This window comes from Cryobacterium sp. MDB2-A-1 (assembly GCF_004402675.1).
Taxonomy (GTDB): domain Bacteria; phylum Actinomycetota; class Actinomycetes; order Actinomycetales; family Microbacteriaceae; genus Cryobacterium; species Cryobacterium glucosi.
Window position 1 is genome coordinate 1 of record NZ_SOFK01000017.1, and the last position, 26,425, is coordinate 26,425.

At 60.2% G+C, this 26,425-nt stretch carries 18 protein-coding genes and 2 pseudogenes; 15 read left to right on the plus strand and 5 right to left on the minus strand.

What is annotated here, in order from left to right:
* Positions 1-386 (minus strand): annotated as a pseudogene (locus tag E3O39_RS19260) (transposase); the annotation flags it as partial.
* A 296-nt stretch (positions 387-682) separates the two neighbouring features.
* On the minus strand, positions 683-1,243 hold the full coding sequence (locus tag E3O39_RS04105; RefSeq protein WP_198413376.1) for a cysteine hydrolase family protein: 561 nt from the start codon (positions 1,241-1,243) through the stop codon (positions 683-685).
* Between the two features lie 257 nt (positions 1,244-1,500).
* Here E3O39_RS04105 and E3O39_RS04110 point away from each other — a divergent pair, with 257 nt between their 5' ends.
* Positions 1,501-1,767 (plus strand): hypothetical protein, encoded by a 267-nt coding sequence (locus E3O39_RS04110; RefSeq protein ID WP_134446143.1) that lies wholly within the window; start codon positions 1,501-1,503, stop codon positions 1,765-1,767.
* A 310-nt stretch (positions 1,768-2,077) separates the two neighbouring features.
* Here E3O39_RS04110 and E3O39_RS04115 read toward each other — a convergent pair whose 3' ends face one another.
* Positions 2,078-3,349, minus strand: a complete 1,272-nt coding sequence (locus E3O39_RS04115; RefSeq protein ID WP_198413377.1) for an ROK family protein — start codon at positions 3,347-3,349, stop codon at positions 2,078-2,080.
* A 128-nt stretch (positions 3,350-3,477) separates the two neighbouring features.
* On the opposite strand from E3O39_RS04115, the gene E3O39_RS04120 reads away from it, so the two are divergent.
* From E3O39_RS04120 to E3O39_RS04165, 10 genes and pseudogenes are all read left to right on the plus strand, one after another.
* The gene (locus tag E3O39_RS04120) at positions 3,478-6,360 is read left to right on the plus strand and encodes a glycoside hydrolase family 3 C-terminal domain-containing protein (RefSeq protein WP_166787239.1); all 2,883 of its coding nucleotides are present in this window, start codon (positions 3,478-3,480) and stop codon (positions 6,358-6,360) included.
* 186 nt (positions 6,361-6,546) lie between these two features.
* Positions 6,547-7,174, plus strand: a pseudogene (locus E3O39_RS04125) (transposase); the annotation flags it as partial.
* 338 nt (positions 7,175-7,512) lie between these two features.
* A complete protein-coding gene (locus E3O39_RS04130; RefSeq protein WP_134446145.1) occupies positions 7,513-8,109 on the plus strand; it encodes a hypothetical protein in 597 nt (198 codons plus the stop codon).
* Positions 8,110-8,155: 46 nt separating this feature from the next.
* Positions 8,156-9,328, plus strand: a complete 1,173-nt coding sequence (locus tag E3O39_RS04135) for an ABC transporter substrate-binding protein (RefSeq protein WP_198413378.1) — start codon at positions 8,156-8,158, stop codon at positions 9,326-9,328.
* Between the two features lie 116 nt (positions 9,329-9,444).
* Complete coding sequence (locus tag E3O39_RS04140; RefSeq protein ID WP_134446147.1) at positions 9,445-10,344, plus strand: carbohydrate ABC transporter permease; 900 nt, start codon at positions 9,445-9,447, stop codon at positions 10,342-10,344.
* A complete protein-coding gene (locus tag E3O39_RS04145; protein WP_134446148.1) occupies positions 10,341-11,270 on the plus strand; it encodes a carbohydrate ABC transporter permease in 930 nt (309 codons plus the stop codon). Before E3O39_RS04140 ends, E3O39_RS04145 begins: the two co-directional genes overlap by 4 nt.
* Positions 11,271-11,311: 41 nt before the next feature.
* Entirely contained in the window at positions 11,312-12,592 is a 1,281-nt protein-coding gene (locus tag E3O39_RS04150; RefSeq protein ID WP_134446149.1) for a cellulase-like family protein, read from the plus strand.
* 313 nt (positions 12,593-12,905) lie between these two features.
* Positions 12,906-16,223 carry a DUF5107 domain-containing protein gene (locus E3O39_RS04155; RefSeq protein WP_166787240.1) on the plus strand — a complete coding sequence of 1,106 codons (3,318 nt, stop codon included), beginning with the start codon at positions 12,906-12,908 and terminating at the stop codon, positions 16,221-16,223.
* Between the two features lie 322 nt (positions 16,224-16,545).
* On the plus strand, positions 16,546-16,803 hold the full coding sequence (locus tag E3O39_RS04160; RefSeq protein ID WP_134446151.1) for a hypothetical protein: 258 nt from the start codon (positions 16,546-16,548) through the stop codon (positions 16,801-16,803).
* Positions 16,804-17,492: 689 nt separating this feature from the next.
* Positions 17,493-18,470: a hypothetical protein gene (locus E3O39_RS04165; RefSeq protein ID WP_134446152.1), complete on the plus strand. Its 978-nt coding sequence runs from the start codon at positions 17,493-17,495 to the stop codon at positions 18,468-18,470.
* 15 nt (positions 18,471-18,485) lie between these two features.
* Here E3O39_RS04165 and E3O39_RS04170 read toward each other — a convergent pair whose 3' ends face one another.
* Positions 18,486-19,376, minus strand: a complete 891-nt coding sequence (locus E3O39_RS04170; protein WP_134446153.1) for an AraC family transcriptional regulator — start codon at positions 19,374-19,376, stop codon at positions 18,486-18,488.
* Positions 19,377-19,725: 349 nt separating this feature from the next.
* On the opposite strand from E3O39_RS04170, the gene E3O39_RS04175 reads away from it, so the two are divergent.
* Positions 19,726-21,564: a beta-galactosidase family protein gene (locus tag E3O39_RS04175; RefSeq protein ID WP_134446154.1), complete on the plus strand. Its 1,839-nt coding sequence runs from the start codon at positions 19,726-19,728 to the stop codon at positions 21,562-21,564.
* Between the two features lie 27 nt (positions 21,565-21,591).
* Here E3O39_RS04175 and E3O39_RS04180 read toward each other — a convergent pair whose 3' ends face one another.
* The gene (locus E3O39_RS04180; protein ID WP_370294632.1) at positions 21,592-22,401 is read right to left on the minus strand and encodes a sugar-binding domain-containing protein; all 810 of its coding nucleotides are present in this window, start codon (positions 22,399-22,401) and stop codon (positions 21,592-21,594) included.
* Between the two features lie 240 nt (positions 22,402-22,641).
* Between E3O39_RS04180 and E3O39_RS04185 the strand changes: the two genes are divergently transcribed.
* The 3 genes from E3O39_RS04185 to E3O39_RS04195 all read left to right on the plus strand — a co-directional run.
* Positions 22,642-24,363, plus strand: coding sequence for a glycerol-3-phosphate dehydrogenase/oxidase (locus tag E3O39_RS04185; RefSeq protein WP_255454097.1), 1,722 nt, complete (start codon positions 22,642-22,644; stop codon positions 24,361-24,363).
* Positions 24,364-24,514: 151 nt separating this feature from the next.
* Entirely contained in the window at positions 24,515-25,279 is a 765-nt protein-coding gene (locus tag E3O39_RS04190) for an MIP/aquaporin family protein (RefSeq protein WP_134446156.1), read from the plus strand.
* A gap of 102 nt (positions 25,280-25,381) precedes the next feature.
* The coding region (locus tag E3O39_RS04195) for a glycerol kinase GlpK (protein ID WP_134446157.1) at positions 25,382-26,425 on the plus strand (1,044 nt) is incomplete at its 3' end.

Genomic DNA, 26,425 nt, shown 5'->3' on the forward strand with positions numbered 1-26,425 from the left:
GCGCTTCCACTGGTAGAACGCTTGTTTGGAGAAGCGCAACACCCGGCAGGTCACCGTGACGGGGACACCGTCGACGGCCAATTCACGGACCAGCGGGTAGATCATTTTGGGTTGACGTCCCGGGAGAGATACGCGACGGCCCGCCGCATGACCTCGGCTTCCTGCTCGAGCAGCCGGATGCGCTTCTTGGCATCCCGGAGCTCGGTGGATTCCTTCTCGGTCACACCGGGCCTGACGCCTTCTTCGACGTCGGCTTTCTTCAGCCAGTTCGCCAGGCAGGACTCCGAGATCCCGAAGTCCTTCGCGATCTGATTCAGCGGGGCTTCGTGCTTCCGGGCTACCGCGACAACGTCACGGCGGAACTCGGGTGGGTAGGGCTTGGGCATGATGACATCTTTCCAGCGAAGACGAATCTCCACAGGTCAAGAGTCAACCAAACCGGGGGCAGTCCCGTTCGGCCTTGAAGACTGAGTTGAAGGTTTCGGCCATCGCGTTGTCGTAACGGTCGCTTTGGGACCCGACCGAGGCGACAATGCCGACTTCGGTGAAGCGATCGGTACGGCGAATGGCTCACCTTGTTCAAGACATACGCTCGCAAGATCTGCCTGCTAGTTGTACCTTGCGTGCGGTGGGCTTTCCTCTGAGTCGTGTCGTGTTGTCGATCCGGCCGGGCGGGATGACGTTAGTGTGCCGGGATCTGGTCGAGGTTGAGGTCGGCGGCGGCGAGCACGTCGGCACCCGCGTCGCGGAGGGCGGCCATGAAGGCGGCCTGGACGGAGGCCCCGGGAACTTCGGTGCCTTGGAACTCGAAGTCGGGTGCGGCGCACGCGTCATGCACGACGGTGACGAGGAGGCCGAGGTCGAGCGCGGCCCTGGCGGTGGCGTCGATGCACATGCTGCTCATCATGCCCATGATGACGAGGTGTTCGATGTCCTCGTCCCGGAGCAGCTGTTCGAGCCCGGTGCCGATGAAGGCGTTCGGGGAGCCCTTGGTCAAGTGGTGTTCGGTCGCCACCGGCGCTACGAGCGGGTAGATCTCGGCCCCCGCGGTCCCGGGGACGAAGAACGTCGCATCCGCCTCGGTGGCGAGGTGCTGGAAGTGCATGACAGGGGTTCCGATCGCACGGGCCGCGTCGAGGACGCCCCGGGCGATGACCGCAGCGGACTCACTCCCGGTGAGGGGATATGCACCCCCGGGGAAGTAGTCGTTCTGAATGTCAATGACCACAATTCCAGTGCTCACACCTGCTCCGCTTCGTTTTTTTGTGCCATCTTCCCACATCACTCTCATCGTCACGGGCAGGAATTGATCGACGAGAACCAGGTCGATGCGCCGACGTGGGCCTGCCGTTTCGCGCACTCAGCTGCACGTAACCTTGGTGCTCGCCGGTCGGACTGTCCCGCTGGTCGTTTTTGTGCTGCTCGGCGGTGCCTGGGCTGACCGATTGCCGCGCAAGAGCCTCATGGTCACCAGCGATTTGGTGCGGTTGTGCACGCAGGGTGCGTGCGCTGATCCTGACGCAGCATGCCCCGGTGCTTTGGGCGATGGTCCTGCTGCAGGCGGGTAACGGTGCGGCGAGTGCTTTCTTTCGGCCCGAATCCACGGGACTGGCGCAGGAGGTTGTTCGCGTCGCCGAGCGGCAGAGCGCAAATGGGTTACTGTCGGCGAGGAGCAGCATCTTCGCCCACGCAGGCCCGGTGATCGCCGCCGTGCTCATCGCCCTTGTCGGCAATGCTTGGGCGGTCGGGGCGCCCTGCGAATTTTGACCGAGGTCGTCGCCGCGATCGAAGTCGACATCGGATGGTCGGTGGCCTTGTTCGGCATCACCTACTTCGTGATCCTTAACGGTGACTTCGGCACTCAAGGCGGCCGTGCGAGAGAATCCAGTGAGGGCGCCCATGATCATGGGGGCCAGCGTCATAAGTGCGCGGACCTACATGTGATTTTCGATCACCCGTCATAAACAGACGAGCGGGCTGACCTGGGAGAGCTCTTGACGATCGTCCGTGCCGACGTTCGTCTGCCTTTCGGTCCGAGTCAGGCGGTGACGACGTGCAGCGTCAGCTTTTCCGGTCGTTAGAAATTTGCGCGGGCGGCGAGATAAAGCGCTCCAACGAGTTCGGCTCGGCTTCCGTGTTCTGCCGCTGCAACGGTCATTCCTTGAGCTGCTGCAGGTTGCGCATACTGATCGATACCCAGTCTGATGCCGGTGAGAAGCGCAGGATTGGCCGTTCCGAGTGTGCCGCCGACCACTAAGAGACTGGGGTTGAGCAGGTTACACAGCGAGGACAAGGCTTGACCCACGGTACGACCGGCGTCGCTGAAGATGCGGTCCGTGATTTCATCTGCGAAGGGGAGGCTGTCGATTCGGTCGATGGTGACGCCTTCATGGCTGTGGGCTAGCTGCGCGACGACGCTGTCGACTGAAACCACTGCCTCAAGACACCCTCGGCTACCGCAGCGACACAGCTCCGCGTTGTTTTCGAGTCGATTATGTCCTATTTCTCCAGCTAATCCTGCTGAGCCTTTGTAGATTCGGCCTCCCAGAATGAGTGCCGCTCCGATGCCGTCGGAAATTTTCACGTAAAGAACGTCATCATGCCCGGATGCCACACCGCGCCGATGTTCTCCGATCGCGCCGAGGACTGCATCATTTTCTACCAGCACGCTGTGCCCCAAGCGCCGCTGTAGCTCTGCAGCCGGATCAAGCCCGACCCAGCCCGACAAAATCGTGGGCGATCGGACTACTCCGCGTTGCGCGTCCACGGGGCCCGGGATACCCGCAACAATCGTGACAAGATCGCCGACTTCGTATTTTTCACATAACCGGTCGAGAAGCTCGCAGGCCGCATTCATTGCCTCCTGCGCGTCCAAGTCGACGTTCAGCAACGTCGTCGCGCTCGCAATCTCCGCGCCAGAACCATCAGCCAGTGCCACGGAAATGTGCTTGTGGCCAAAATCGATACCCGCTACCCATCCCGACAATGGAGTCGGGAGCAGACGTAGAGCTGGTCGACCGCTCCCCGATCCCTTGCCCTTCGCGAGAGGGTCGACCTCCACCACACGGCCTTCGCGTAAAAGCCGACGCACCAGGAATGTGACACCGCTTGGGGACATCAACGTCGATGAGGCCAGTTCTGAACGAGAAAGTCCCTCGGGGGCAAGCCGAATACGGTCGTACAGGTCTTCAAGGGCCCTATCTCGCGGGGCGACAGCTCGTACATCGGTCACCTTGCCAGCATAGGCAGTGTGATGGTGCCAAAAAAATCTTTCTTGCGGTGAATGGCCAAAAAAAAGACAGAAATACAGTCTTTTAGGCATTGACTGACGAGAAAATTCGCGGTTCACTTGCACCAGCCTCGGTACCCGTGCTTGTTCTGCGCACAGCAGTAAAGACGCCGAAGATGCTTGCTTCCGGGTCGGAGACGACTCGGGAGAGCTGGATCAATCCTGTAATGGTGTCAGAGAGGACAACCGTGAATCAGATCAGCAATCAGGGGCGACGTGACAGGAGGGTCGCAAAGACCGCGCTGTCCATGTGCGCAGGGGGTGTCGGCATTGCGCTGGTATTGAGCATGGCCTCAGGGACGCTTGTGGCGGCCGCCGCGCAGCCAACCCCGGCGACCACCCCCCGGGTCTCACCGGCCACCGCCTCGGATGCCCCATTTACGAAGACTGTCTCATATCTTCTTTCCCAGATGACCCCGGGCGAAGAGGTTGCCGTAGTCGAGCATGGCGTCGATCCAGATAACCACGGCCAAGCAGGCTACCTGGCCGGGGTTCCCCGACTTGGCGTCCCCGCGATCCGGCATGCTGACGCCTTGGGCATCAACGTATACGCCGACGGAACAGCATTCCCCACCCGACTTGGACTCGCCTCTTCCTTCGACCGCAATGCGTACAACGTCCTCGGTGAAGAAGTCGGAAAACAGGGGAGGGCTCTGGGCGTAGATCTCGTTTACGGTCCCCAGGTCGATATGGCGCGCTACCCTTCCTGGTCCAGGAATTTGACTACGAATGGTGAAGACGCGTTCGTCTCCTCCCAGTTCTCTGCGGCCGAGATCAACGGCATTCAGAGCACCGGTCTCATGTCACAGGTCAAACACGTGTCGTTCTACAACGGCCAAGATCGAGACACACCGTCGCTGATCGGATCACAGGCGGCCCACGAGATCTACCTCGCACCAGCGCAGTCCGCAATCCAGCAGGGCGGCGTCAGCTCGGTGATGTGCTCTTACGCGATCTTCCAGATTGTCGGCGAGCAAAGCGCACCACAGTACGCCTGCTCGAACTCCAATCTCCTCACCAACATCGTCAAGAATCAGTTCCAACTCAAGGGTTTCATCACGTCCGACTACACCGCCAGCAAGGCAACGTCGGACGTCCTAGCTGGGATGGACAATGAGTTCGCCTCCAGCAACCTTTCGGCGTCCAAGCTGGTCCCACTCATCGACTTGACGTCATCATCGTTTAGTGCACCTTATGCCGCTGCGACGGCCAATGCGGTCGCGCGCATGCTGTACGAGTACGAGCGCTTCGGCCTGCTTGACAACAGCAAGATTCCCACTGCGCACGAGTCGGCGGTACCACAGCACGGCGACGTCACATCGACCTACAACGGCACGAGCGTTGACAAGCAGAGTGGCGATAATGTCGCTCTGGCGCTGGCCGAGGAAAGCGGCGTTCTCCTGAAGAATGACAAGGATGCTCTTCCCCTGTCGACGAACAAAACCGTCGCGGTCGTCGGGCCCACCTCGACGCTCCTACCCGCAAGCCCTGGCGGCGAACGAGCTCGCGGCTTTGGCGACCAGGTCCAATACACCCCGCTCAAGGCCGTCACGGCGCAGGTGGGTTCGGCAAACGTCACCTCCGCGCCGGGCGTGGACTGGATCGGGGACACCGTCCCCACCGCCAACCTGAGAGTGACGAAGGACGCGAACGCCCTGCCCGGCCTCACCCGTGCGAGCGCCGATGGCTCCACGACCGTTGATAGCACCATTGACGGCCAGCAGACGACCCTTGCCAAGGGCGGCCAGTACACCTGGACTGGTTACCTGAACGTCACCACAGCCGACACCTACGGGCTGCTTCTCCAGCGGCCATACGGGATTAACACGGGCAACAAGTCGGCGTACAACGGCGGCATCCAGCAGGAGCCCAGCCGCAACGCTCCGCCGGAGCCGCTCAGCCTCAGCGTTGATGATGCTGCGCAGACGATCGTGAACCCTGGAGGGAACATCCTGCCGAACGCATTCCCTGGCGGGGAGCGTGCGTCCAATAACCAGTACCTCGGCAAGCAGAACCTGGGCGTGAGCCTGGAACTATCGGTCGGACTGCACAAGATCAGCTTCACCTACAAACCGACTCTCACAACAGCCACGGCACCAACGGTCCGCTTCGCCTGGGCCCCCCTGGCACAGAACACAGCCAAAGCAGTCGCGGCGGCGAAGACGAACGATGAAACTGTCATTTTCGTCGATGACTCCACCCCGGGGATCACTCAGGGTGCCGGACCGAACTCGTCTACGTCGGCCGCCCTTCGGAACCTCAACAAGACGCAGGTAGAACTCATCAACACAGTGAGTGCCGCAGCCCATGCGGCCGGCCACAAAGCCGTTGTCGTCCTCAACTCCGGAACCGCCGTGGCAATGCCCTGGGTCAACAACGTCGATGCTGTCCTCGAGATGTGGTATCCGGGCGAACGGGGCGGCGAGGCAACATCCAACCTGCTCTACGGGCTGGTGAACCCATCGGGCAAACTCCCGATGACGTTCCCCAAGAACGACGACTCCACGCCCTTTTCCAGCAACCTCGAGCGCACCACCGGAACGCAGACCGGAACGGAGACCAGACCGTCAATCAAATGGACAGACGGAGTCGATGTGGGCTACCGCTGGTACACCGACCCGACGGCGAACGTCAATGGTTATGAGCCGCTTTACCCGTTCGGTTTCGGGCTCTCCTACACGACGTTTCGGTACTCCGGGCTTCGCGTGAAGAACGCGAAGGACGGCGGGCTTGACGTCACGTTCACCGTCAAGAACACGGGCGAGAAGGACGGAGCAGACTCCCCTCAGGTGTACATCGGAGCTTCCCCAGATCTTGCCGTGCCGACTTATGACGCCAATGGCATCGTAACTGGCGGGTTCCAACAGTCCGCACAGAAGCTGGTGCAGTTCGATCACATCCAACTGGCCACCGGTCAGTCGAAGACGGCAACCCTCCACGTCGACCGGCAGCAGGTATCCGCCTGGGACACTATCGGTCAGAAGTGGGTGATTGGATCGGGTGACCGAATGATCTCCCTTGGCGCCTCATCCGAAGAACTCGTTTTATCGGTTACCCGGAAAGTGCGGTAACCCGTGTTCGCTCCCACGCTGTGGCCGCGGGAAGACAAAGGCTCGCGCTCGACAACGTCTAACTGAACCCCGCGTAGTTCCTGTGGCTGGGCGACCCATGCAAAGGTCGCCCAGCGGGATCAATACCTCGGGGTTGTAAGCCTCTACCGTCGGCTCAACACGACTCTGCCGCGGGCAAGTGTGGTGTCGTCCCCGGGTAGCAGCTGGCTCGGCTTATTCCGCGGCCTGACCGCGCGCGGCCTCACCGGGTTTAAGCTCGTCACCAGCGACGCTCACGCCGGTCTCGTGGCAGCGATCGGGGCGGCCTTGACTGGCGCGACCTGGCAGCGCTGCCGCACCCACTACGCCGCGAATCTGATGTCCGCGACCCCGAAGTCTAGCTGGCCGTGGGTGAAGACCCTGCTCCACTTGCGTCTATGAACAGCCCGACAAGGACGCCGTCCACGCCCAGTTCGGCCGGGTCCTGAACGCCCTCGAGGAGAAGCTCCCCGCGGTCGACACCCACCTTGAGGCGGCCCGGGCGGACGTTCTCGCGTTCACCGGGCTTCCGAAGGAGAGCTGGCGTCAGCTCTGGTCCAACACCCCACAGGAACGCCTCAATCGCGAGATCTGCCGCCGCACCGACGTCGTGGGCATCTTCCCCGACCGCGGCTCCCTTATCCGGCTCGTCGGAGCGGTCCTGGCCGAACAACACGACGAATGGATCGAAGGCCGCCGCTACCTCGGCCTCGACGTCCTCAGCCGCTCACGCCTCACCCCAATCCCGACCGAGGAGGAGGAACCCACAACCGAACTCAGCGCCCTCAGCGCCTAGAAATCCAAGAATCACGCGGAAAACTCGGTACACCACACATTTGGACTTGACCCGTTGTGAATCACGGCGGACGGAGGGAGTAAGGGATCTGGGCACTGCCCATTATCGAAAGCGCCCTGCTGCCGCGATTCACAAAGACCGGAGTTGTAAGCAGGGTCCTGAGACCTCGCGTAAACAAGGCTCTGAGACATGGTGTCAACAACGTCATGAGACAGGTTGTAAACAAAGAGCTGAGACAGGACATACCAGCTGCGCGGACTGGCACTACCATCAAGCGCTACTCGCCAAGCACGATCGATGACCCGGACCATCCGTTTTGGCTGCCTATTCGATCGCGTGTGGGCTTCATCACCGGAAGTGCAGGATCACAGGATCATCACAAAAACTGGTTCAACGTTTTGGAAGCGGGGCACCCGCCGCAATCCGAGTTCCCACAAGGTCGGGCATCGGTGGCTGTGTCAGCGTCGTTCATGGGCGATATTCAACTTTTATGGCCCACGATCGATCAGCGTTTTGTCTTGTTTCTTCAGCGCTTCGCTCATTCCGGGCGGCGGACTGAAGTGCCTAGACTCACCATATGTTCAAAGAAAAGTTCCTATGGTCGGCTGTCGCCCTTCCATGGGGAGCGAGCTGCCGACACGGAGCGCCAGGTTGAACGCAAGAACCGCCTCGTTGGCCCCGAAGAAGCCGATTTTGGCGGCTACTGCACATCACGAAACCCTGTTTTAAAGCGCAAATATCATGCGAGTGCCGGGGCCACAACCTTGCAGAACTGTGCCCGTCCGACCGCGCTAAACACAATGTTGCGTCCCAAGCCCAGTACCTCAACGAGGAGAGAAAATGAAACGCATCAGGACGATTGCAGCAGTGGTAGCTGTGGCGGCGGTATTCGCTACGACCGCATGTACCAGCACGCCACCCGGGTCCTCTTCTGATCCTTCAGAGAAGGCAAACCTCACGTTTTGGTCATGGGTGCCCGGCGTGGACAAGGCCGTGGACCTTTGGAACAAAGAAAACCCGAATATTCAGGTCAAGTTGGAGCAAACACCTGCGGGAAGCTCCGGAACGTACGCGAAGATGTACTCCGCTTTGAAGGCAGGCAAGGGGGCGCCCGATCTCGCTCAGATCGAATACCAGGAACTTCCCGGCTTCGTTCTTGAAAATGGTCTTGTTGATCTCAAGCCACTCGGGATGGGCGTCGAGAGCAGCAAATTCGTGGACTGGCAGCTGGGGCAGTCAACATTCGGCGACTCCGTGTACGCGGTGCCTCAAGCATCCGGACCGATGGGCTTGTACTACAGGGAGGATATCTTCTCCGCCCTGGGGCTGAAGGCTCCGGCGACGTGGGACGAATATGCCGTGGCCGCCAAAACCATTCACGACGCGAACCCGGCTCAATATATCAATACTTTCGCCCCTGGTAACTCAGCGTGGTTTACGGCTCTCGCGTGGCAGGCAGGCGCGAAGTGGTTCGGCCTCGATGGAGATACTTGGACCGTGAACATCGACTCGGACACCACACTCAAAGTTGCCTCCTACTGGGACAAACTTCGCGAAGCCGGGCTCATCAAGACCGAACCTGATTTCGCCAACGGGTGGTACAGCGATCTCCAGAACGGCAATATCGTCGCCTGGCCGTCTGCCCAATGGGGCGGGTCCATCCTCTCGGGGAACGCACCGACAACTGCAGGGAAATGGAAGGTCGCCCCACTGCCGCAGTGGGATAGCACCTACGCCTCCGCGAACTGGGGTGGCTCGAGCACCGCAGTGCTCAAGGGCACGTCGAACGCGCAGGCTGCGGAGAAGTTCGCGGTCTGGCTCAATACTGACCCGCAGAGCATCAGCCTTCTTCTCGCTGGCGGCTACGGCTGGCCCGCAGCGAAGAACGCGCTTGCCGGATCTACTCTCGACAAACCAGAGGAATTCCTCGGTGGCCAGAACGCAAACAAAGACGTCTTCAAGAAGTCTGACGAGTCCATCAATACGTCGTGGGGTTGGATACCGACAACTGCCAACACCTACACGCACCTAAACGATGGCTTCCAAGCGGCCGTTGAAGGCCACGGGACTTTCGTGGACGCTGTGAAGGCCGCCCAGACCGCGACGATTGCTGACTTGGAGGCGAAGGGCTTAAAAGTTCGCGCAGGGGACTGACAAACAGGACGCTGCGGGGTCAGACCGTACGATCATGATCCGGCCCCGCTTCCCCCCTCACGGCTACACCCAAACACCACAGAAATCATCCAGGAATTGCAGAGAAAGACAGCGTCATGACAACCACGCGATCCAGACACCGACTAACGATAACCGGGCTACTTGGCCCTTTTATCGTCCTCTTCACGCTGACGATGGTCCTGCCCCTTGTCTATGCGATCTACGAGAGCGTGACCGGCATCCAACGTTCTGGCGCATTCGGTCAGGGCGGTAGCAGCCCCGTTTTCGTTGGCCTAGACAACTACATCACCGCACTTGGTGCCTCGGCGTTCGTCGCCAGCCTCGGCCGGGTCCTCCTGTTCGCAGTCGTTCAGGTACCGGTCATGATTATCCTCGCCACCGCTCTGGCGCTCCTGCTCGACGCAGCATCTGCCTGGGGTGTGCGGTTCTTCCGATCGGCGTACTTCTTGCCGTACGGGGTACCTGGTGTTATCGCTTCGATTCTGTGGGGTTTTCTCTACACCCCGGGACTGAGCCCGCTGGTCAACTTCGGGTCAGCTCTCGGACTGAATCTCGACTTCCTCGGTGGAGGTTCGATCCTGTGGTCCATCGCCAACATCGTCACCTGGCAGTATGCCGGCTACAACATGCTTGTGATCGTCGCCCAACTGAAATCTATCGACGCTGATCTCTTCGAAGCAGCCTCCATCGATGGCGCGAACGCATGGCAGGTCATCACCCGGATCAAGCTGCCGCTTATCCGCCCGGCCATCGTGCTCACGACTGTTTTCACAATCATCGGAACCATCCAACTCTTCGCAGAGCCGCTCGTCCTCAAACCGCTTTCGAGCGCAATCACCTCTAGCTTCACGCCCAACCTTTCTGCCTATAACGAGGCATTTGCGAATAACAACTACAACCTTGCCGCCGCAGAGTCAGTCCTTCTGGCACTCGTCGCATGCGCGTTCTCATTCGGATTTCTCAAACTCGTCACTCGAGGGGGGAGCCCATCATGACAACCACCGAACGCGCTTACACCGGCAAAAAAGGAAAGAATCAGTCGTCAAAGCAACCAAGCACGGTCCAAAAGCCACGCAAGATTCAGCGCAGCCCCGGCTGGAGAATTCTGGTAACCGCTGCCCTTGCGGTTGCCGCCGTCTACTTTCTCTTTCCGGTGTATTGGCTCACAATCGCCGCCACCAAATCCACAAGTAGCCTATTTGGGTCTTCCGGGTTGGCCCTGGACAACCCTCAGCTGTTGACCAACCTGGTCAATGTCGTGACGTACAACGGCGGAATCTTCGGCCGATGGGCGCTCAACAGCGTCCTATATTCCGGAGTCGGCGCCGTCGTGGCCACAATCTGCTCTCTCGCGGCTGGATACTGCTTAGCAAAATTCACCTTCCGCGGCCGCGAGGTCTGGTTCAACATCATTCTGGCCGGCGTAATGATTCCCGGAACAGCACTGGCTCTTCCGCTGTTCCTACTCATGAGCCAAGTCGGCCTCGTCAATACCTACTGGTCTGTGCTCCTCCCTTCCCTCGTGAGCCCGTTCGGTGTCTATCTCGGCCGCATCTACGCGCAAGCCGCCGTCCCAGACAGTCTTCTTGAGGCATCGCGTCTCGATGGGGCCGGAGAATTCCGGATCTTCTTCACTCTTGTCCTGCGATTGATGATGCCCGCCGCCGTGACGATCTTCTTGTTCCAATTTATCGGCATCTGGAACAACTTTTTTCTGCCGCTCGTCATGCTCTCCGACCAAAGCCTCTATCCAATTACCCTCGGTCTCGTCCAATGGCAGAGTGTCTCAGATCGTCACCCCGAGTTGTACCAACTGGCTATCGGTGGCGCCTTCCTATCCGTCATCCCGATCATGATCGCCATCGTGAGCCTGCAACGATTTTGGAAGGCGGGTCTTACCGAAGGAAGCGTCAAGGGATGAAACGTTCCTCAAATACCCTCCATGATCGATAGAAGGAACCGATGACTCCCTCACGTCTCACCACGACCCCAGCGCAACTTCCCGCCAAGCTGACGATCACCCTCTGGGACTTCACCTGGTATACTCAAACAGCCAAGGGCGAACCCTTTTACGATCTTGATCGTGCCTTCGCTGAAGCCGTCGATCGCGGCTACAACACCGTTCGCATCTGCGCGGCGCCCCTGCTCCTCTTCGGAGAACACGATATCGACACGAAGGCGCTTCAATTCGTGAACATGGGCGGCGACACCGGTCAGCGCACGAGGTGGTACAACGCCGCCGGGGGCGCCGTGCTCAATGGACGCGCCCACCTCTTGGCTCTTTTTAAAGCGGCCAAGCGTCACGGCTGCTTCGTGATCATCTCGTCATGGGAATACCAGCAAAGTTCCGCATTTCTCTCCAACTCATCGTGGCACGACATGCTCCGCGCAATTCCCGCGAAGAATCGGCACGAGGCACTCGCCCATGCCGAGGCGAAACTGGTGACGTACCTCAAGAAAGAGTCACTTGACGACCGCATAGCGTATGTCGAGATCCACAACGAGGTCGACCTATCCCGCCTAACAGAAGTCCCATCGGAGGGCCTCGATACTTTCTGGGCGCAACGACCGTATCTGGAGAATGCCCTCCGGCTTCTACAGGACGCCCATCCCGACGTCTTATCGACAGTGTGCTACGGCATTCCGCCTTACCTAGACCTCGCATCCATCCCCGACAACGCGCAAGTGGCACACCAACACTTCTACATCTACGGAGTCCTTGCTTCTCTCGAAGCATGGGCGCAGGTTCGCGCAGAGCCGCCAATTTTCCCAACCGAGGAACTGAAGTCCATTCTCAGAGACGACGCACCCCCGTTCGACGAATGGACTACAACGATCGAACCGTGGCGGTTACAAGCGACGGGCATCACCACAAGCATGTTCTATGCCTACGACTGGGTGGACCCGATCGCCTGGGACGCGTGGCTGTACCGGCACTTCGCAGAGCATGAAATTGCTATGAAACAGGCGTTGGAGGCCCGGTTGCAGGCCGTCATGATCTGGGCCACCTACCACGACGTACCTGCGGTGATCGGCGAAGGTTGGATCGGATACACGCCTCTTGAGGCCGATTTCGAGGATGGGCCAGTCGGACAATACTTCGCGGCCTACGCCGTGCAACGATGCGCCGACCTGGGCTACTGGGGAACGTTGCCCGGGTCAAACTCCGCTCCGCACCACCCGGGGTGGGCGAACATCGAATTCCAACGACGACTGAACAGGCTATTTCAGGAAGCAAAATAGCGCAATTCAAAGAAGCGTGCTCACTATTTGTGAGCAGCTTCATACCCGCCCCGGCGCCGTCGCGCCCGAAAGCGCAGTGTCGCAATGTGAAACCCGTTCGCGCAAAACCAGGAGTTGCGCGGCATCCCCGAGCGACCGCCTAATCCATGGTTTCGTGAAGTCTTGTCGAGCACTGAAGTAAGAAACGTCCAGCAAATAGGGTCAGATGCGTCACTGTGACGCACGTATTGCGGCGGGTAAAAAGTTGTTTTGTCTAGGTTGTCCATTGAATTGTGTATTCCGGACCCAAGCTGACCAACCATATGCTCGCTCTATGCTCACCGAAGGGCCCTCACGGGCATCAAAAATTACTCTCCCCTCAATTCCCGCTGCCCTGGCAGCTGCGCCCGTGGCAGCATGGTCCGAACCAATCAGCATCGACACATACCTCCCAGAGACACCGGACCACTTTCCCGCGTTTCTTGAAACTCGCGTCTACCAAGGCTCGTCGGGACGGGTGTTCCCATTGCCATTCCACGAACGCATCAGTCAGACCAAGTCTCCTCACCTGTGGCAAGCGATACATCTCGAAAACGAGTGGCTCCGTCTGGTAATCCTTCCAGAGCTCGGCGGCCGGATACACATCGCTTATGACAAAGTAGCTAAGTACGACATGTTCTATCGCAACAACGTCATCAAGCCCGCTCTCGTGGGCCTCGCGGGGCCTTGGATCTCGGGGGGGATTGAGTTCAATTGGCCTCAGCACCATCGCCCGGCCACATTCCTCCCGACCGACGTCAGTATTGAGCACGAAGATGACGGCTCGGTGACTGTCTGGTGCTCCGACCATGATCCGTTTGCTCGGATGAAGGGTATGCACGGTATCCGACTGCGGCCGAATAGCTCAAAGATCGAAGCGCGGGTGCGCCTCTACAACCGGTCCGAAACTCGCCAGACGTTCCTGTGGTGGGCAAACGTCGCGGCCGCCGTCAATGACGACTACCAGTCGTTCTTCCCAACAGATGTCAACTACGTCGCTGACCATGCCAAGCGTGCCATCGTAAGTTTCCCGCACGCCCGGACGTCCTATTACGGCATCGACTACCCGAGCCGGGTTACCCCGGAGAGCCCCGATGCTGATCGGCTGGACTGGTATCGCAACATTCCCGTGCCGACCTCGTACATGGTTACGTCTACCGACGGCGAATTCTTTGGTGGATACGATCACGGCCGAAATGCCGGCTTTGTTCACTGGGCCAGCCGCGACATTTCCCCGGGCAAGAAACAGTGGACTTGGGGCAACGCACCATTTGGGTGGGCTTGGGATAGCAATCTTACCGATGCCGATGGTCCGTACGTGGAGCTGATGGCCGGCGTCTACACCGACAACCAGCCTGACTTTGCGTATCTGGCCGCCGGCGAGACGAAGACGTTTAGCCAATTCTGGTATCCGCTTAGCCAGATAGGACCGGCTCAGGAGGCAAGTGCTGATGTGGCCGCCCGGCTAGACATCACCGAAGCCGGAGCGCGCATCGGAATAGTTTCATCTGAAGTCATTCCGCACGCCCACGTACGACTAAGCGCAAGCAATGGTCGCGTTCTCTACGATGGCACCCACCGTCTAAGCCCTGCGGGTCCGTTCCTTTATGATGTCTCTTTTTGCCAAGAGCAGCCAGGCGATGAACTTGAGCTACGCATCTTTACCGACGAGAAAACCATGCTCACTCTCAATCCACGACAGGATGAAGAGATCACTGAGCAACCCCGGCACGCTGAAGAACCGGCCGCTCCCAGCGATGTCGGCACCATCGACGAACTAGTTCAAATCGCCGTCTATCTCGACCAGTATCGACACGCGACGCGATCCTCGGAACCCTACTGGCGTGAAATCCTGACCCGGGATCCCCAGGAGTCACGAGCCACTGCCGGACTCGGTGAACGGCTCTATGACTGCGCCGACTATGAGGGCGCCGTCGAGATGCTGTCCCGAAGTGTGACTCGCCGCACTCAATGGGCACCCACTCCACTGGATGGATCAGCACACTACCGGCTCGGCCTCGCCCTCTCGCGGCTCGGACGGCAGCGAGAGGCGCTCAACGTTCTCGCACGTGCGTCATGGGACAACGCGTACGTAGTCCCGGCACGCTATCTTCTCGCTCGTGAGCACGCCAAGATGGGGCAGATCGACGTCGCTATCAAAACGCTTCGAGACGTACTCACAACGGATAATCGCCACCTGCAGGCAGCCGACTTGCTCGCGCTTCTACTCCAGACGGCCGGCCACGTTGCCGAAGCCGACCAGGTTCTCGCGAATACCCTCAGCCAAGATCCGCTCGATGCATGGGCACTACACCTCCGCAAGCAGCCCGTCACGTCGGACGCCACGGTAATGCTCGACGTCGCGCTTGAATACGCCGCCGCAGGATTCATCGATCACGCACTTACGGCACTAGACGACGCAGCGGCGCTCCTTCCCATTCTTGCGCCCGGGCAAGTAAACGTAGGGCCACTAATCTCTTACCACCGTGCCGCTCTCCTCCACCAAGCCGGCAAAGCACAGGAGGCCAGAGCCGCTGTAGATGCAGCCAGCCGTGGGTCCTCAAAACTCACTCTCCCATCACGCCTCGATGATGTCGATGCGCTCCGAACGGCTCTCGAAATTAAACCGGGTGACCCACTCGCAGCCTCCCTGCTAGGGCACTGGTACTACGACCGTCGCCGATATGCTGACGCGATCCGCCTCTGGCACCTCTCGCTCAGCTCCACCCCGTCCACTGAAGTAGCGACCGTCGTCCATCGGAATCTCGGCATCGCCTCCTACAACGTGCTCCGCGACTTCGATGCCGCGACCGATCACTACCACTGTGCCCTCAACGGGGAACCTGGCAACGCGAAACTCTGGTTTGAATTTGACCAGCTTTCTGCGCGGCTTGGGACGTCCACCGAGGAACGTTTTATACAGCTGGAGAAACGCCAGGAAATCGTGAACCAGCGTGACGACTTGACGGTGTCATTTGCGCAACTTCTGATCGATGTCGACCGAGCGCGCGATGCTCAAACTCTCCTCGCTGAAAGACAGTTCCAACCATGGGAAGGCGGCGAGGGGCAAGTCCTCGCTGCCTGGGATCGGGCCGCCCTCTCCCTAGCTCGGAGCGCCAATACCTCGAATAATCACGAACTGGCCATCAGGCTCTTAGAAGCAGCACTGCGACCTCCGCAAAACCTCGGCGAGGGGCGGCATCCCCTAGCCAACGTCTCCGAACTGCAGTTGGCGCTTGGAGATTCCTGGGCAGGAGCTGGCGACATGTGCGCGGCCGAAGGGCACTGGCAACAGGCTGCACAGTCAACCGGTGACTTCACCAAGATGTCGGCAACACCATTCAGCACCCAGACACACCACGCGATCGTGGCACTCCACAGACTTGGACGCCATGAGCAGGCGCAGCAAGTCGCCCAGAAACTCGACACGTGGGTAAATGAATATGAGGAATCAGTGGCAAAAATTGACTTCTTTGCAACGAGCCTTCCCACAATGCTGCTGTTCATTGACGACCCAGCAGCCGAACGCGACCACGTCGTCTCGACTATCCGCACACAACTCTCGATACTCAAAAATATGGATAGTTCCACTCGGGAAACGGCGAACTCCTAGGGCAGGCCCCGAAGGGAAACACCACAGCCAGCAATCCCACACTTCCAACTTCCAGGGCTTCCCTACGAACATGAGGAGACATCATGACCGCTCCCTCATCTCCATCACCCTTCCCCGCAGGAATGAAGCGGCGGAGTTTCCTTTCCAGTGCTTTGTGCGGTGTTGGAATCGTCGCACTACCGGTGCGGTCGACAGCTGCGCAAGCGACGGCGGCTGTCACCCCAGGAGAAATGCCTATTCTCGATACCCATCCTCCAACTGAGCCGTCTGGCACGCACGTGCAGCGAGTCGGCGAAACCAAAGTGGTCTTCTCTTATGAGCGGTGCTGCCCAGCTTCGATGGCTGGCGCACTAGAGAACCTGAACGGGAATACATCGACCTCGATGGACAATGGCGTTTTGCATCTGACCCCGAGGTTATCGGGCTGGACGGCGGCTGGAACAACTCCAGATTCGACGACAGTGAATGGCAAAGTATCGCCGTCCCTTCCGCGCGGGACTTGCTCGCCACAGCAGCTTTCGGCTCTCTGGATGGTAGCCACTTCGGCGGGGGTACGGCATTCCTCGACTGCTATGCCTGATGCCGGCGTGAAGTGAAACTATTCGGCGGTCGGACGGAGCGTCATCTGCGCCTTAATTTCCGAGCCGTTGGCTACAGCGCCGATGTGTGGCTCGACGGAGTTCCCCTAGGTAAGTATGAAGGCGCTCACACGCTGTTCTCCTTGCCGATCACCGACCGACTCGATCAGGCCTAGCCGATTGCACACACTCGCCGTTCGCATGTTTCTTCGGACTTCCCACACCTCGTACAGTCCGCCATGCCAGCCAGTCACTGACGACTTTGAGATCCCATACAAGCCCGTCGACTACTGGTCATATGCTGGCATCATGCGTTCAGTCTGGCTCGAAAGTGTCGCTCCAACATCGTTGAGCAAGGTGCTCATCACAACCGCAGATGGTCAACTTGACGCGCGGATTCTCTTCGAAAACCATGGTCATGCGGACTTCACCGGAAACGTACAGCTCGACCCTAGTTCCGAGTCCACGGCAGAGACCATGTCCATTCCGAGACCAATGCACTCACCGTCCAAGCAACTCTCTGCACAACTACCCCCGGCCGCGACGGACGCCACCACCCCGTCGACCGATTGACGACGAACTGCGGCGTCCGTGATCTCCGCATCGCCAACGGTCAACTAGACATGAACGGGGATATTCTGTTCCTAAAGGCGATCCGAGACCACTCAAAATGTGGCGGTGGTCCTGGACTATGAAGTTGTCAGTTCACCAACTTGAAAGCGGCGACCCGTCTCTCGAGTTATATCGGATCAGCAACGAATACTTGCAGCTCGTCTTCCTGCCATCCGTTGGGGGTCGCCTTCTGTCTCTCCAGATCGCAGGGAAAGAACTGCTGTGGATCAACCCGGATTTCTTTGACAGAAAATTTCGCGCTCTTAAGCCGAGGCTGTCCTGGGCAACACTGGACGGCACGTTCGCCTCTTGGGCCAACGTCGGTGGTTCCAAGACCTGGCCGGCACCGCAAGGAGAAAGTGCAGGGCAATGGGCGGGCCCACCGGATCCTGTCCTCGATGCGGGTGAGTGGACCTTCGAATCCACTTGGCTCCCAATTGAGAAAGTACAGCAGGTCATCATGGCCAGCCCCAACGACGCTCGAACTGGCCTTCAAGTCGAACGCGAATTCCGGATCCCAGCCACCGGCTCCTCATTCTTCGAACACACCACCTTTACGAACACATCCCACCGCAATGTGCGGTGGTCTCTCTGGGAAGTGTGCCAAATCGACACTTTCGCGGCCCGAGATGGGGCAACGGACTCTGCAGTAGAAGTCACCGTCTCGTCCAACCATCCACCTATCGAACTCGCACGATACGCAGGCGCAGTAAGACCAACCATCGCAGACGGCATCGCGCGAGTGCCGATCGAACCTGGGGTCGCCAAATTCGGATTCCCCCACTCCACTGGAGAGATTAAGTGGCGTGGACCGGCAGGAACCAGCCTCGTCCTCAAAACCGCCGTCGACAAAAGAGCGGAATACCCAGACCACGGATCACGGATCGAAGTATGGGCGCAATCCCCGATACCGCATGCCCTCAGCGAGCTCAACGGTTTTCATCCGAACGCGTGGCTCGTCGAATTGGAAGTGTTATCGCCCCTACATACGATCGAGCCCGGAGGCTGCGCACGCCTCGATATCCAGTGGTCTGCCCATACGGCTGGCACACCCTAGCGACTGCCCAACGGATCAGCCCCTGTCGTGCTTACGATAGACAGAAGGAGTCAGCCCGTGGATCTTCTTGAACTGGCGAGCAAAATAGAACGAGTCCTCGTAACCAACACTATGGGCAATCATTTCTACCGGCTGTGTGGTCGTGTCTAGCAACTCGCGGGCGCTAGCCATCCGGAGTTGAGTTTGGTAATTCAGGACCGCCAAACCGGTGTGCCCCTTGAAAAGTGCCGCAAAATGGGAATTACTCAACCCCGCCATCGCAGCGAGGTCCGTCACGCTTATTCGCTGGGTGACGTGGCTCCGCAGGTAGTCAATCGCCCGCTCAATAGAGTTGCTCGTCCCCCCCGCACTAGCTCTGTCTGACGCAAGCAAAGCCATCAAATGCCAAGCCGCGCCAGCTGCTGAGAGGAGGCTCGAATCTGTTGTGTCACGCTCCATCCATTGGATCACCTCGGCAACGAGCGACACAGTTGCGTACATGTCGGACAGCGTCCGAACGGGCGCACTAATTGTCATTCCCGCGAACGAGAGAAACCCTTCAAGGTCACTTCCGTCCAGATGCAACCACCAAAGAGTCCAAGGGTCGTCAGAATCAGCGCCGTACGAATGAGCCTGATGCGGAGGCAAAATAATGACCTGTCCCGCGGTGACAGCGAACCTGCCCGCCGCGGTGACACACCAACCTTTTCCTTTGACACAAAGAATTACGACGGCCTGAGGAATCGGGCTTTGCCGTACTCGGCCATGAGAATGCGCCTGTGGAAAATACCCGCAGTCCGTGACGACAAGGTGCGCCGTCCCTGGATGGGCCAGCGCCTCCCTCACTCGAGGGCGTGGCACCACAAGCATCCGCTGACCCGGGAAACCATCCGGGATCACACCCGACAAATTGGTCACCGCTGTCATCGTTCTCTCCAGATACTCAACCGTTCTCTCGTGTTCGACGGCCTAAATCGATCGTACCTTTGCCCTTAGATACAAGTGAGATCACGGCCCAGGGTAGCTTCCCTCCACCCTCCGGGGCACGGGAGTACCCATCCTGCCACGAGCACTTTCATAGTCAAGAGGAGCAAAGAAGCGTGAAGAGTACGACTCGGAAGACGCTCGATGAGTTTGCTTTTACCATCCCTCGCGTGTGGCGCAGAGTTCATGTACACGCCACAGCACTCGGGCGCCTAGACGTCGATATCCCGAACTGGGTCGAGCGGTCCCGGCGCATTCGCCTCCACACCCGTCCTTGGCCCAGGCACCAAGAATGTCTTTCAGCAGGCGGGACGGGATTTTGACGGTCAACAGCGAAACCTCCTCACTCAAACGCGAAACCAAGTCGCCGACCTTCACAATCGGTGTTGACGATTTCTTGCTTCACGGCAAGCCGTTTCAGATCATTTCGGGCGCTCTCCACTACTTCCGCGTGCACCCAGATTTATGGGCCGACCGAATCCATAAGGCCAGGCTGATGGGTCTCAACACGATCGAGACATATGTTCCGTGGAACCAACATGCCCCGCAGCGCGGCGTGTTCGATACAACGGCCGGACTCGACCTGGCCCGATTTCTACGCCTTGTCTCAGAGGAAGGTATGCACGCAATCATTCGGCCCGGCCCGTACATCTGCGCTGAATGGGACAACGGGGGACTACCGGCCTGGCTGACCGCTGATCCGGACGTGCGTATCAGACGGTTTGAACCTAGATATTTTACGGCCGTCCGTGAGTATTTTGAGCAACTACTTCCCATCATCTCGGTAGCCCAGATCGATCGAGGTGGGCCCGTCATTCTCTTTCAAATTGAAAACGAGTACGGAGCCTACGGGGCTGATAAACCCTATCTCCAGGCTCTAGTCGCTATGGCACATGACCTTGGTATTACCGTGCCCCTCACGACGGTCGATCAGCCGACCGACCAGATGCTCGATGACGGCAGCCTCCCCGAGTTGCACCGAACTGCTTCGTTTGGCTCCAGAAGCAATGAGCGACTCGCAACGCTGCGCCGACACCAAACCACAGGACCGCTCATGTGCTCCGAATTCTGGGACGGATGGTTCGATCATTGGGGCGAACACCACCACACGACCCCCGTTGCGGATGCGGCCCTCGAACTCGATTCGATGTTAGCCGCAGGCGCATCCGTCAACATCTACATGTTCCATGGCGGCACGAACTTCGGATTCAACAACGGCGCGAATGACAAAGGCACTTACAAGTCCCAAGTCACCTCCTACGACTACGACGCCCCCCTTGACGAAGCCGGATACCCAACTGAGAAATACCACGCATTCCGCGAAGTCATCGGCCGTTATTCCCAGCTCCCTGCCTGTGTCCCAGCGTCAGCAACAGACGCACCCGCCTTTCAAACGCCGTTCCAAATCACTGTTCCGCTGACCGACGTACGCGAGAAACTTGGCAGATGGAGAGCATTTGAACACGCACCAACGATGGATCACACCGAGCAATACCGTGGCCTCTGCGTCTACCGAACCACTCTGCACCATTCTGCCGACAATATCGCTCGCTCCGGGATTTTACGTCTTGCAGAGATCCGTGATCGCGCGCTCGTGTCGATCGACGGCACAAGCGTCGGAGCACTTAACCGTGACAACAGAGAGAGAGCAATTGCGTTGCCTGCAGGCGACATCCTGGAACTGCTTGTGGAGGACCTTGGCAGAGTCTCGTATGGCCCCCGTATTGGAGAGCCAAAAGGAATAATCGGGCCGATCACCCTCAACGGTGAAGAACTGGTGCATTGGGAGGTCCTCAGTCTGGACCTCACCTCAATTGACGGATCCCTCTTTGCCGGCATTCCCACCCTGAATTCAGACCCGATGGGGCCAAGCTTCTCGAAGACTGAATTCACCCTGTCCGCAAGTACTGATCTCTTCCTAGATACCTCTGAATGGGGAAAGGGAATTGCCTGGATCAACGGGTTCAACCTCGGACGTTACTGGTCACGAGGCCCTCAGAGCACCCTATACATTCCCCGCAGCGAACTGAGAACTGGAATCAACGAGCTCATAATATTGGAGCTGCATGCGCACGCCCAGTCAACCGCGCGTTTTTTACCTCGGCCATCGCTCGGAAATACCGACTACTAATCCAGGAAGCGTTATCAGGCCTACTTCTCACTCTGAACCGTGGGCAAATCTGTCGGGCTTGCGTTCCGTGGAGCGGAGGACCCCGAGTACCTGAAGAGCAATCCGATCAGAGTGAACGCGTGGTGGTTGGTCACGTCCCGCTGAGTGGATGTTCTTATTGATGTCAAGCGACTTTTGGGGCGGGTGGCGCGTCGCCTCATCGGGTAGCGCTGTTCTGGCGACACATGCGCCGGGGCGCCCCGCGCAGCACGGCGAGATCTGGCCCGGTACCGCGCTCGTTGAGCGGGATCCCGTCGATGGACCCGTCGGCGCGGAAGAAGACGGCGCCACGTCATCGTCGCCGACGACGCCGACGACGCCGGCCGCGCTGAGGGCCGTGAAGTCCTCGTCTTCGAAGTACCCGCGCGCGTAGACGTGGCTGGGCACCTTGGAGAATGGCGAGCCGAGCCCGAAGAGTGCAACGTTTATTCGCGCCTGCATCTCGAGCAGTCTCGTCACGCCGCGCTCCCGCCAGAACGCCCGCTTCGTCGCGGGGTCGTCGAAGAAGGTCTGCACCGGGAATTGCTCGACGTGGGCTCCGAACGCGTCACCGAAGCGGCGGAGGATCTCGCTCGTGTAATCCAGGCGGCTCGTCGCGTTGAGCGGGGAACGGATTTGGATGTCCACGAGCCCGTTGGCCCTGGCCTGCCTCAGCAGGCGGGACACCAATAAACGGAAGGTGTGCAGCTCGTGCGCGATGGCCTCCATGGTCAGGTGGTCCTGCACGTAATACGGTTGCGCCGCCGTGAGGGCGTCATCGGTTCGGCCGGACAGGGATGGATCGTTTGTGATGGTCATAGCTTCTGCTTGCACATGTGTGCACGTGTGTGCACAGGTATTGACCGTTTGTGTGGTGTTGCGCATGCTGTACTGACCCACGAGGTTGCGCGGCATGCGCAGGACCGTGAGCCGGTGATTGTCCGCCGCCGCTGCAGACCTAAGGCTGCAGACCCACACACCAGACCTGCCGACCCACACAGAAGTGAGCGAACAGTGACCCCCTCAAACCAGAAGCCCGCCGGGGCATCCGCGCCGGGTATCCGCCTCGGTGCCGTAGCCGCTCAAGCCGCCATCGCCGCTCATCCTCGGGCGAGCGTGCTCATCATCGGTGCCGGAATTAACGGCATCGCGACCTTCCGCGACCTGGCGATGCAGGGCATCGACGTCGCGATTGTCGACAAGGGCGACTACGTCTCCGGCGCCTCGTCGGCCTCCTCCCACATGATCCACGGTGGTGTGCGCTACCTCGAGAACGGGGAATTCCGCCTGGTCAAGGAGTCGGTCGAGGAACGCAACAGCCTGCTGAAGATCGCCCCGCACTACGTCAAGCCCCTCAAGACGACCATTCCGATCTACTCCACCTTCTCCGGGGTGATGTCGGCGCCGATGCGCTTCCTCACTCACCGCCAGGGTGCGGCCCAGGAACGTGGCGCCCTGCTGATCAAGATCGGCATGATGCTCTACGACTCCTTCTCCCGCGACGGCGGCACGGTGCCCCGGCACGAGTTCCTCGGCAGGAAGGCATCGCTCAGACTGCTGCCGCGCCTCAACCCGGGCCTGAAGTACACGGCCACCTACTTCGACGCCTCCATGCACGACCCCGAGCGCCTCGCGCTCGACGTGCTGGCCGACGGCCTGGCCGCCGGCGCGCACGCGCGCAGCGCCAACTACATCGAGGCCATCGGCATGGATGCCGCGGGCGTACGTCTCCGGAACACGGTCACCGGCGCCGAATTCAGCTTCGAGGCCGACATCGTCGTCAACACCTCCGGGCCCTGGACCGACCTCACAAACACGGCCCTCGGCCAGACCAGCACCTACATGGGCGGCACCAAGGGGTCGCACATCGTGCTCGACAACCCGGAGCTTCTCGCGGCAACGGGTGGCCGCGAAATCTTCTTCGAGCACAAGGACGGCCGCATCGTGCTGATCTACCCGCTCGCGGGCCGGGTGCTGGTCGGCACCACCGACCTCGAACACGACATGACCCAGCCCGCGCTCTGCACCGAGGCCGAGGTCGACTACTTCTTCGATCTCGTCAAGCACGTTTTCCCGGATGTGGCCGTCGACCGCTCAGAGATCGTCTTCCGGTTCGCCGGTGTGCGTCCGCTGCCGCGGCACGACGACGAGGCACCGGGGTTCGTCTCCCGCGACTACCGCATCGAGTCCCGTCCGCTCGGTGCCCGACCGGGCACCCTGCTCAGCCTCGTCGGCGGCAAGTGGACGACGTTCCGGGCCCTCGCCGAGCACCTGAGCGGCGACATCCTCACCCTGCTCGGCCGCACCCGGGTCGTGTCGACGGCCGGCCTTGCCATCGGCGGCGGCCGCAACTTCCCGTCCACGGATGCCGCGCACCGGGTCTGGATCGCCGCGAACGGCGACGAGGTCGGCGCCTCGAGGGCCGACCAGCTGCTGACCCGCTACGGCACCCGCGCGGTCGACGTGATCGACTTCATCACCGCGGAACCGGACGAAGCGCTCGAACACCACGCCGATTACTCCCGTCGGGAGATCGAGTTCCTCGCGGCCACAGAATCAGTGGTGCACCTGACCGACCTCCTGCTGCGACGCACGAGCATGGCCTTCCGAGGTGAGCTCAGCCTGGCGCTGCTCGAAGAACTCGCGGGAGTCCTCGCTCCCGTGCTGGGCTGGGATTCCGCACGTCGCGCTTTCGAGCTCGACCTCGCCGTCGACGTGCTGCGCGACCGGCATGCTGTCGACCTCACCACGGTCGACGCGGCATCCGCTCCACGCGCGTAGACGACGATCTGCACAAACGTGCACGGCGGAATGCACCGACTAGCGCATCAGGCCGATAGGTTTCTCACGATTCGTTTCCGCTGTTCATCGGCGGAACCTCAGCTGCACGACCATCGGCTATAACTCGGCTTCACTGAACAAAGGTGTCAATGTGGACAATCTCGGTATCGTTTTTCTCTCGGAGCTGGTGGGCACGGCCCTGCTCGTCCTCCTCGGCTGCGGCGTGGTGGCCAACGTGGCCCTGGCCAAGAACAAGGGCCTGGGCGGCGGTTTCCTGATGGTGACGGTCGGGTGGGGCCTCGCGGTCTTCTCCGGCGTCATCGTCTCCTACAACTCGGGGGCGCACCTGAACCCCGCCGTGACCCTCGGCCTGGTCGCATCCGGCGCCACTGAATTCGGCTCCGGGGTCCCGGTGAACTTCCTGTCGGTGCTGACCTACATCGGGGCGCAGCTGCTTGGAGCCATCATCGGCGCTGTTTTCTGCTGGCTGGCGTACAAGCAGCACTTCGACCAGGAACCGAACCCGGCGAACAAGCTCGGTGTCTTCTCCACCGGTCCGGCCATCCGCTCGTACGGCTGGAACCTTCTTACCGAGATCATCGGCACGTTCGTGCTGGTGTTCGTGATCATCGCCTTCGGCGGTGGCCGCCAGGGTGTCAACGGCGGGCTTGCCGCGCTCGGCCCGCTCCCGGTTGCCCTGCTCGTCATCGTGATCGGCACCTCCCTCGGCGGGCCGACCGGCTACGCGATCAACCCCGCCCGTGACCTCGGTCCGCGAATCGCGCACTTCATCCTGCCCATCAAGGGCAAGGGTTCCTCGGACTGGTCATACTCGTGGGTCCCCGTTTTCGGCCCCATCATCGGCGGCGTCCTCGCCGGACTCCTGTCCACCGCACTCCTGCCCATCCTGGCCTAACCAGGGAACCGGTGCCGCGGCCTCCGTTGACGAATGCCGCGGCACGTTCGGCTAGCAATTCCCACACCCAACCTGAACCGCACGACTACAAAGGAGTATTCAATGGCCCAGTACATCATTGCGATCGACCAGGGGACGACCAGTTCCCGTGCGATCATCTTCGACAAGGCGGGGTCGATCGTTTCGACCGGCCAGCTCGAGCACGAGCAGATCTTCCCGCGCGCCGGCTGGGTCGAGCACGACCCGATGGAGATCTGGAACAACACTCGCGAGGTCATCGGGCAGGCACTGTCCAAGGCGAACCTGACCCGGCACGACATCGCCGCCGTCGGCATCACCAACCAGCGTGAGACCGCCGTGGTCTGGGACCGCACCACCGGGCTCCCCGTCTACAACGCGATCGTGTGGCAGGACACCCGCACCCAGCCCATCGTCGACCGTCTCGCTGCTGACGGTGGCGTCGAACGCTTCAAGAAGCAGGTCGGCCTGCCGCTGGCCACGTATTTCTCGGGCACGAAGATCGTCTGGATCCTCGAGAACGTCGAGGGCGCCCGGGCCAAGGCGGATGCCGGCGAGCTGATGTTCGGCACGACGGACTCCTGGGTGCTCTGGAACCTCACCGGCGGCCTCGAGGGCGGCGTGCACGCGACTGACGTCACCAACGCGAGCCGCACAATGTTCATGGACCTCGAAACCCTGCAATGGGACGACGACATCCTCGCCGCCTTCAACGTGCCCCGGTCGATGCTGCCCGAGATCCGTTCCTCCTCCGAGGTTTACGGCATCGCGAGCGAACACAGCCTGCTTCGCGAGACCCCGATCGCCGGCATCCTCGGCGACCAGCAGGCCGCAACGTTCGGCCAGGCCGCGTTCGACCAGGGCGAGGCGAAGAACACCTACGGCACCGGTAACTTCCTGATCTTCAACACCGGCACCGAGATCGTGCACTCCCAGAACGGCCTCCTCACCACCGTGGGCTACAAGCTCGGCGACGGCGAGACGCACTACGCGCTCGAGGGGTCGATCGCCGTCACCGGCGCGCTCGTGCAGTGGCTGCGCGACAACCTCGGCATCATCGGCTCGGCCTCCGAGATCGAAGCCCTCGCCCTCTCCGTCACGGACAACGGCGGCGCCTACTTCGTTCCC

What these genes read in the sequence shown, in the direction of transcription:
- E3O39_RS04140 (WP_134446147.1), top strand. Translation starts at nt 9,445, where the DNA reads ATGACAACCACGCGATCCAGACACCGACTAACGATAACCGGGCTACTT.
- E3O39_RS04145 (WP_134446148.1), top strand. Translation starts at nt 10,341, where the DNA reads ATGACAACCACCGAACGCGCTTACACCGGCAAAAAAGGAAAGAATCAG.
- E3O39_RS04150 (WP_134446149.1), top strand. Translation starts at nt 11,312, where the DNA reads ATGACTCCCTCACGTCTCACCACGACCCCAGCGCAACTTCCCGCCAAG.
- E3O39_RS04155 (WP_166787240.1), top strand. Translation starts at nt 12,906, where the DNA reads ATGCTCACCGAAGGGCCCTCACGGGCATCAAAAATTACTCTCCCCTCA.
- E3O39_RS04165 (WP_134446152.1), top strand. Translation starts at nt 17,493, where the DNA reads ATGAAGTTGTCAGTTCACCAACTTGAAAGCGGCGACCCGTCTCTCGAG.
- E3O39_RS04170 (WP_134446153.1), bottom strand. Translation starts at nt 19,376, where the DNA reads ATGACAGCGGTGACCAATTTGTCGGGTGTGATCCCGGATGGTTTCCCG.
- E3O39_RS04175 (WP_134446154.1), top strand. Translation starts at nt 19,726, where the DNA reads ATGTCTTTCAGCAGGCGGGACGGGATTTTGACGGTCAACAGCGAAACC.
- E3O39_RS04180 (WP_370294632.1), bottom strand. Translation starts at nt 22,401, where the DNA reads ATGACCATCACAAACGATCCATCCCTGTCCGGCCGAACCGATGACGCC.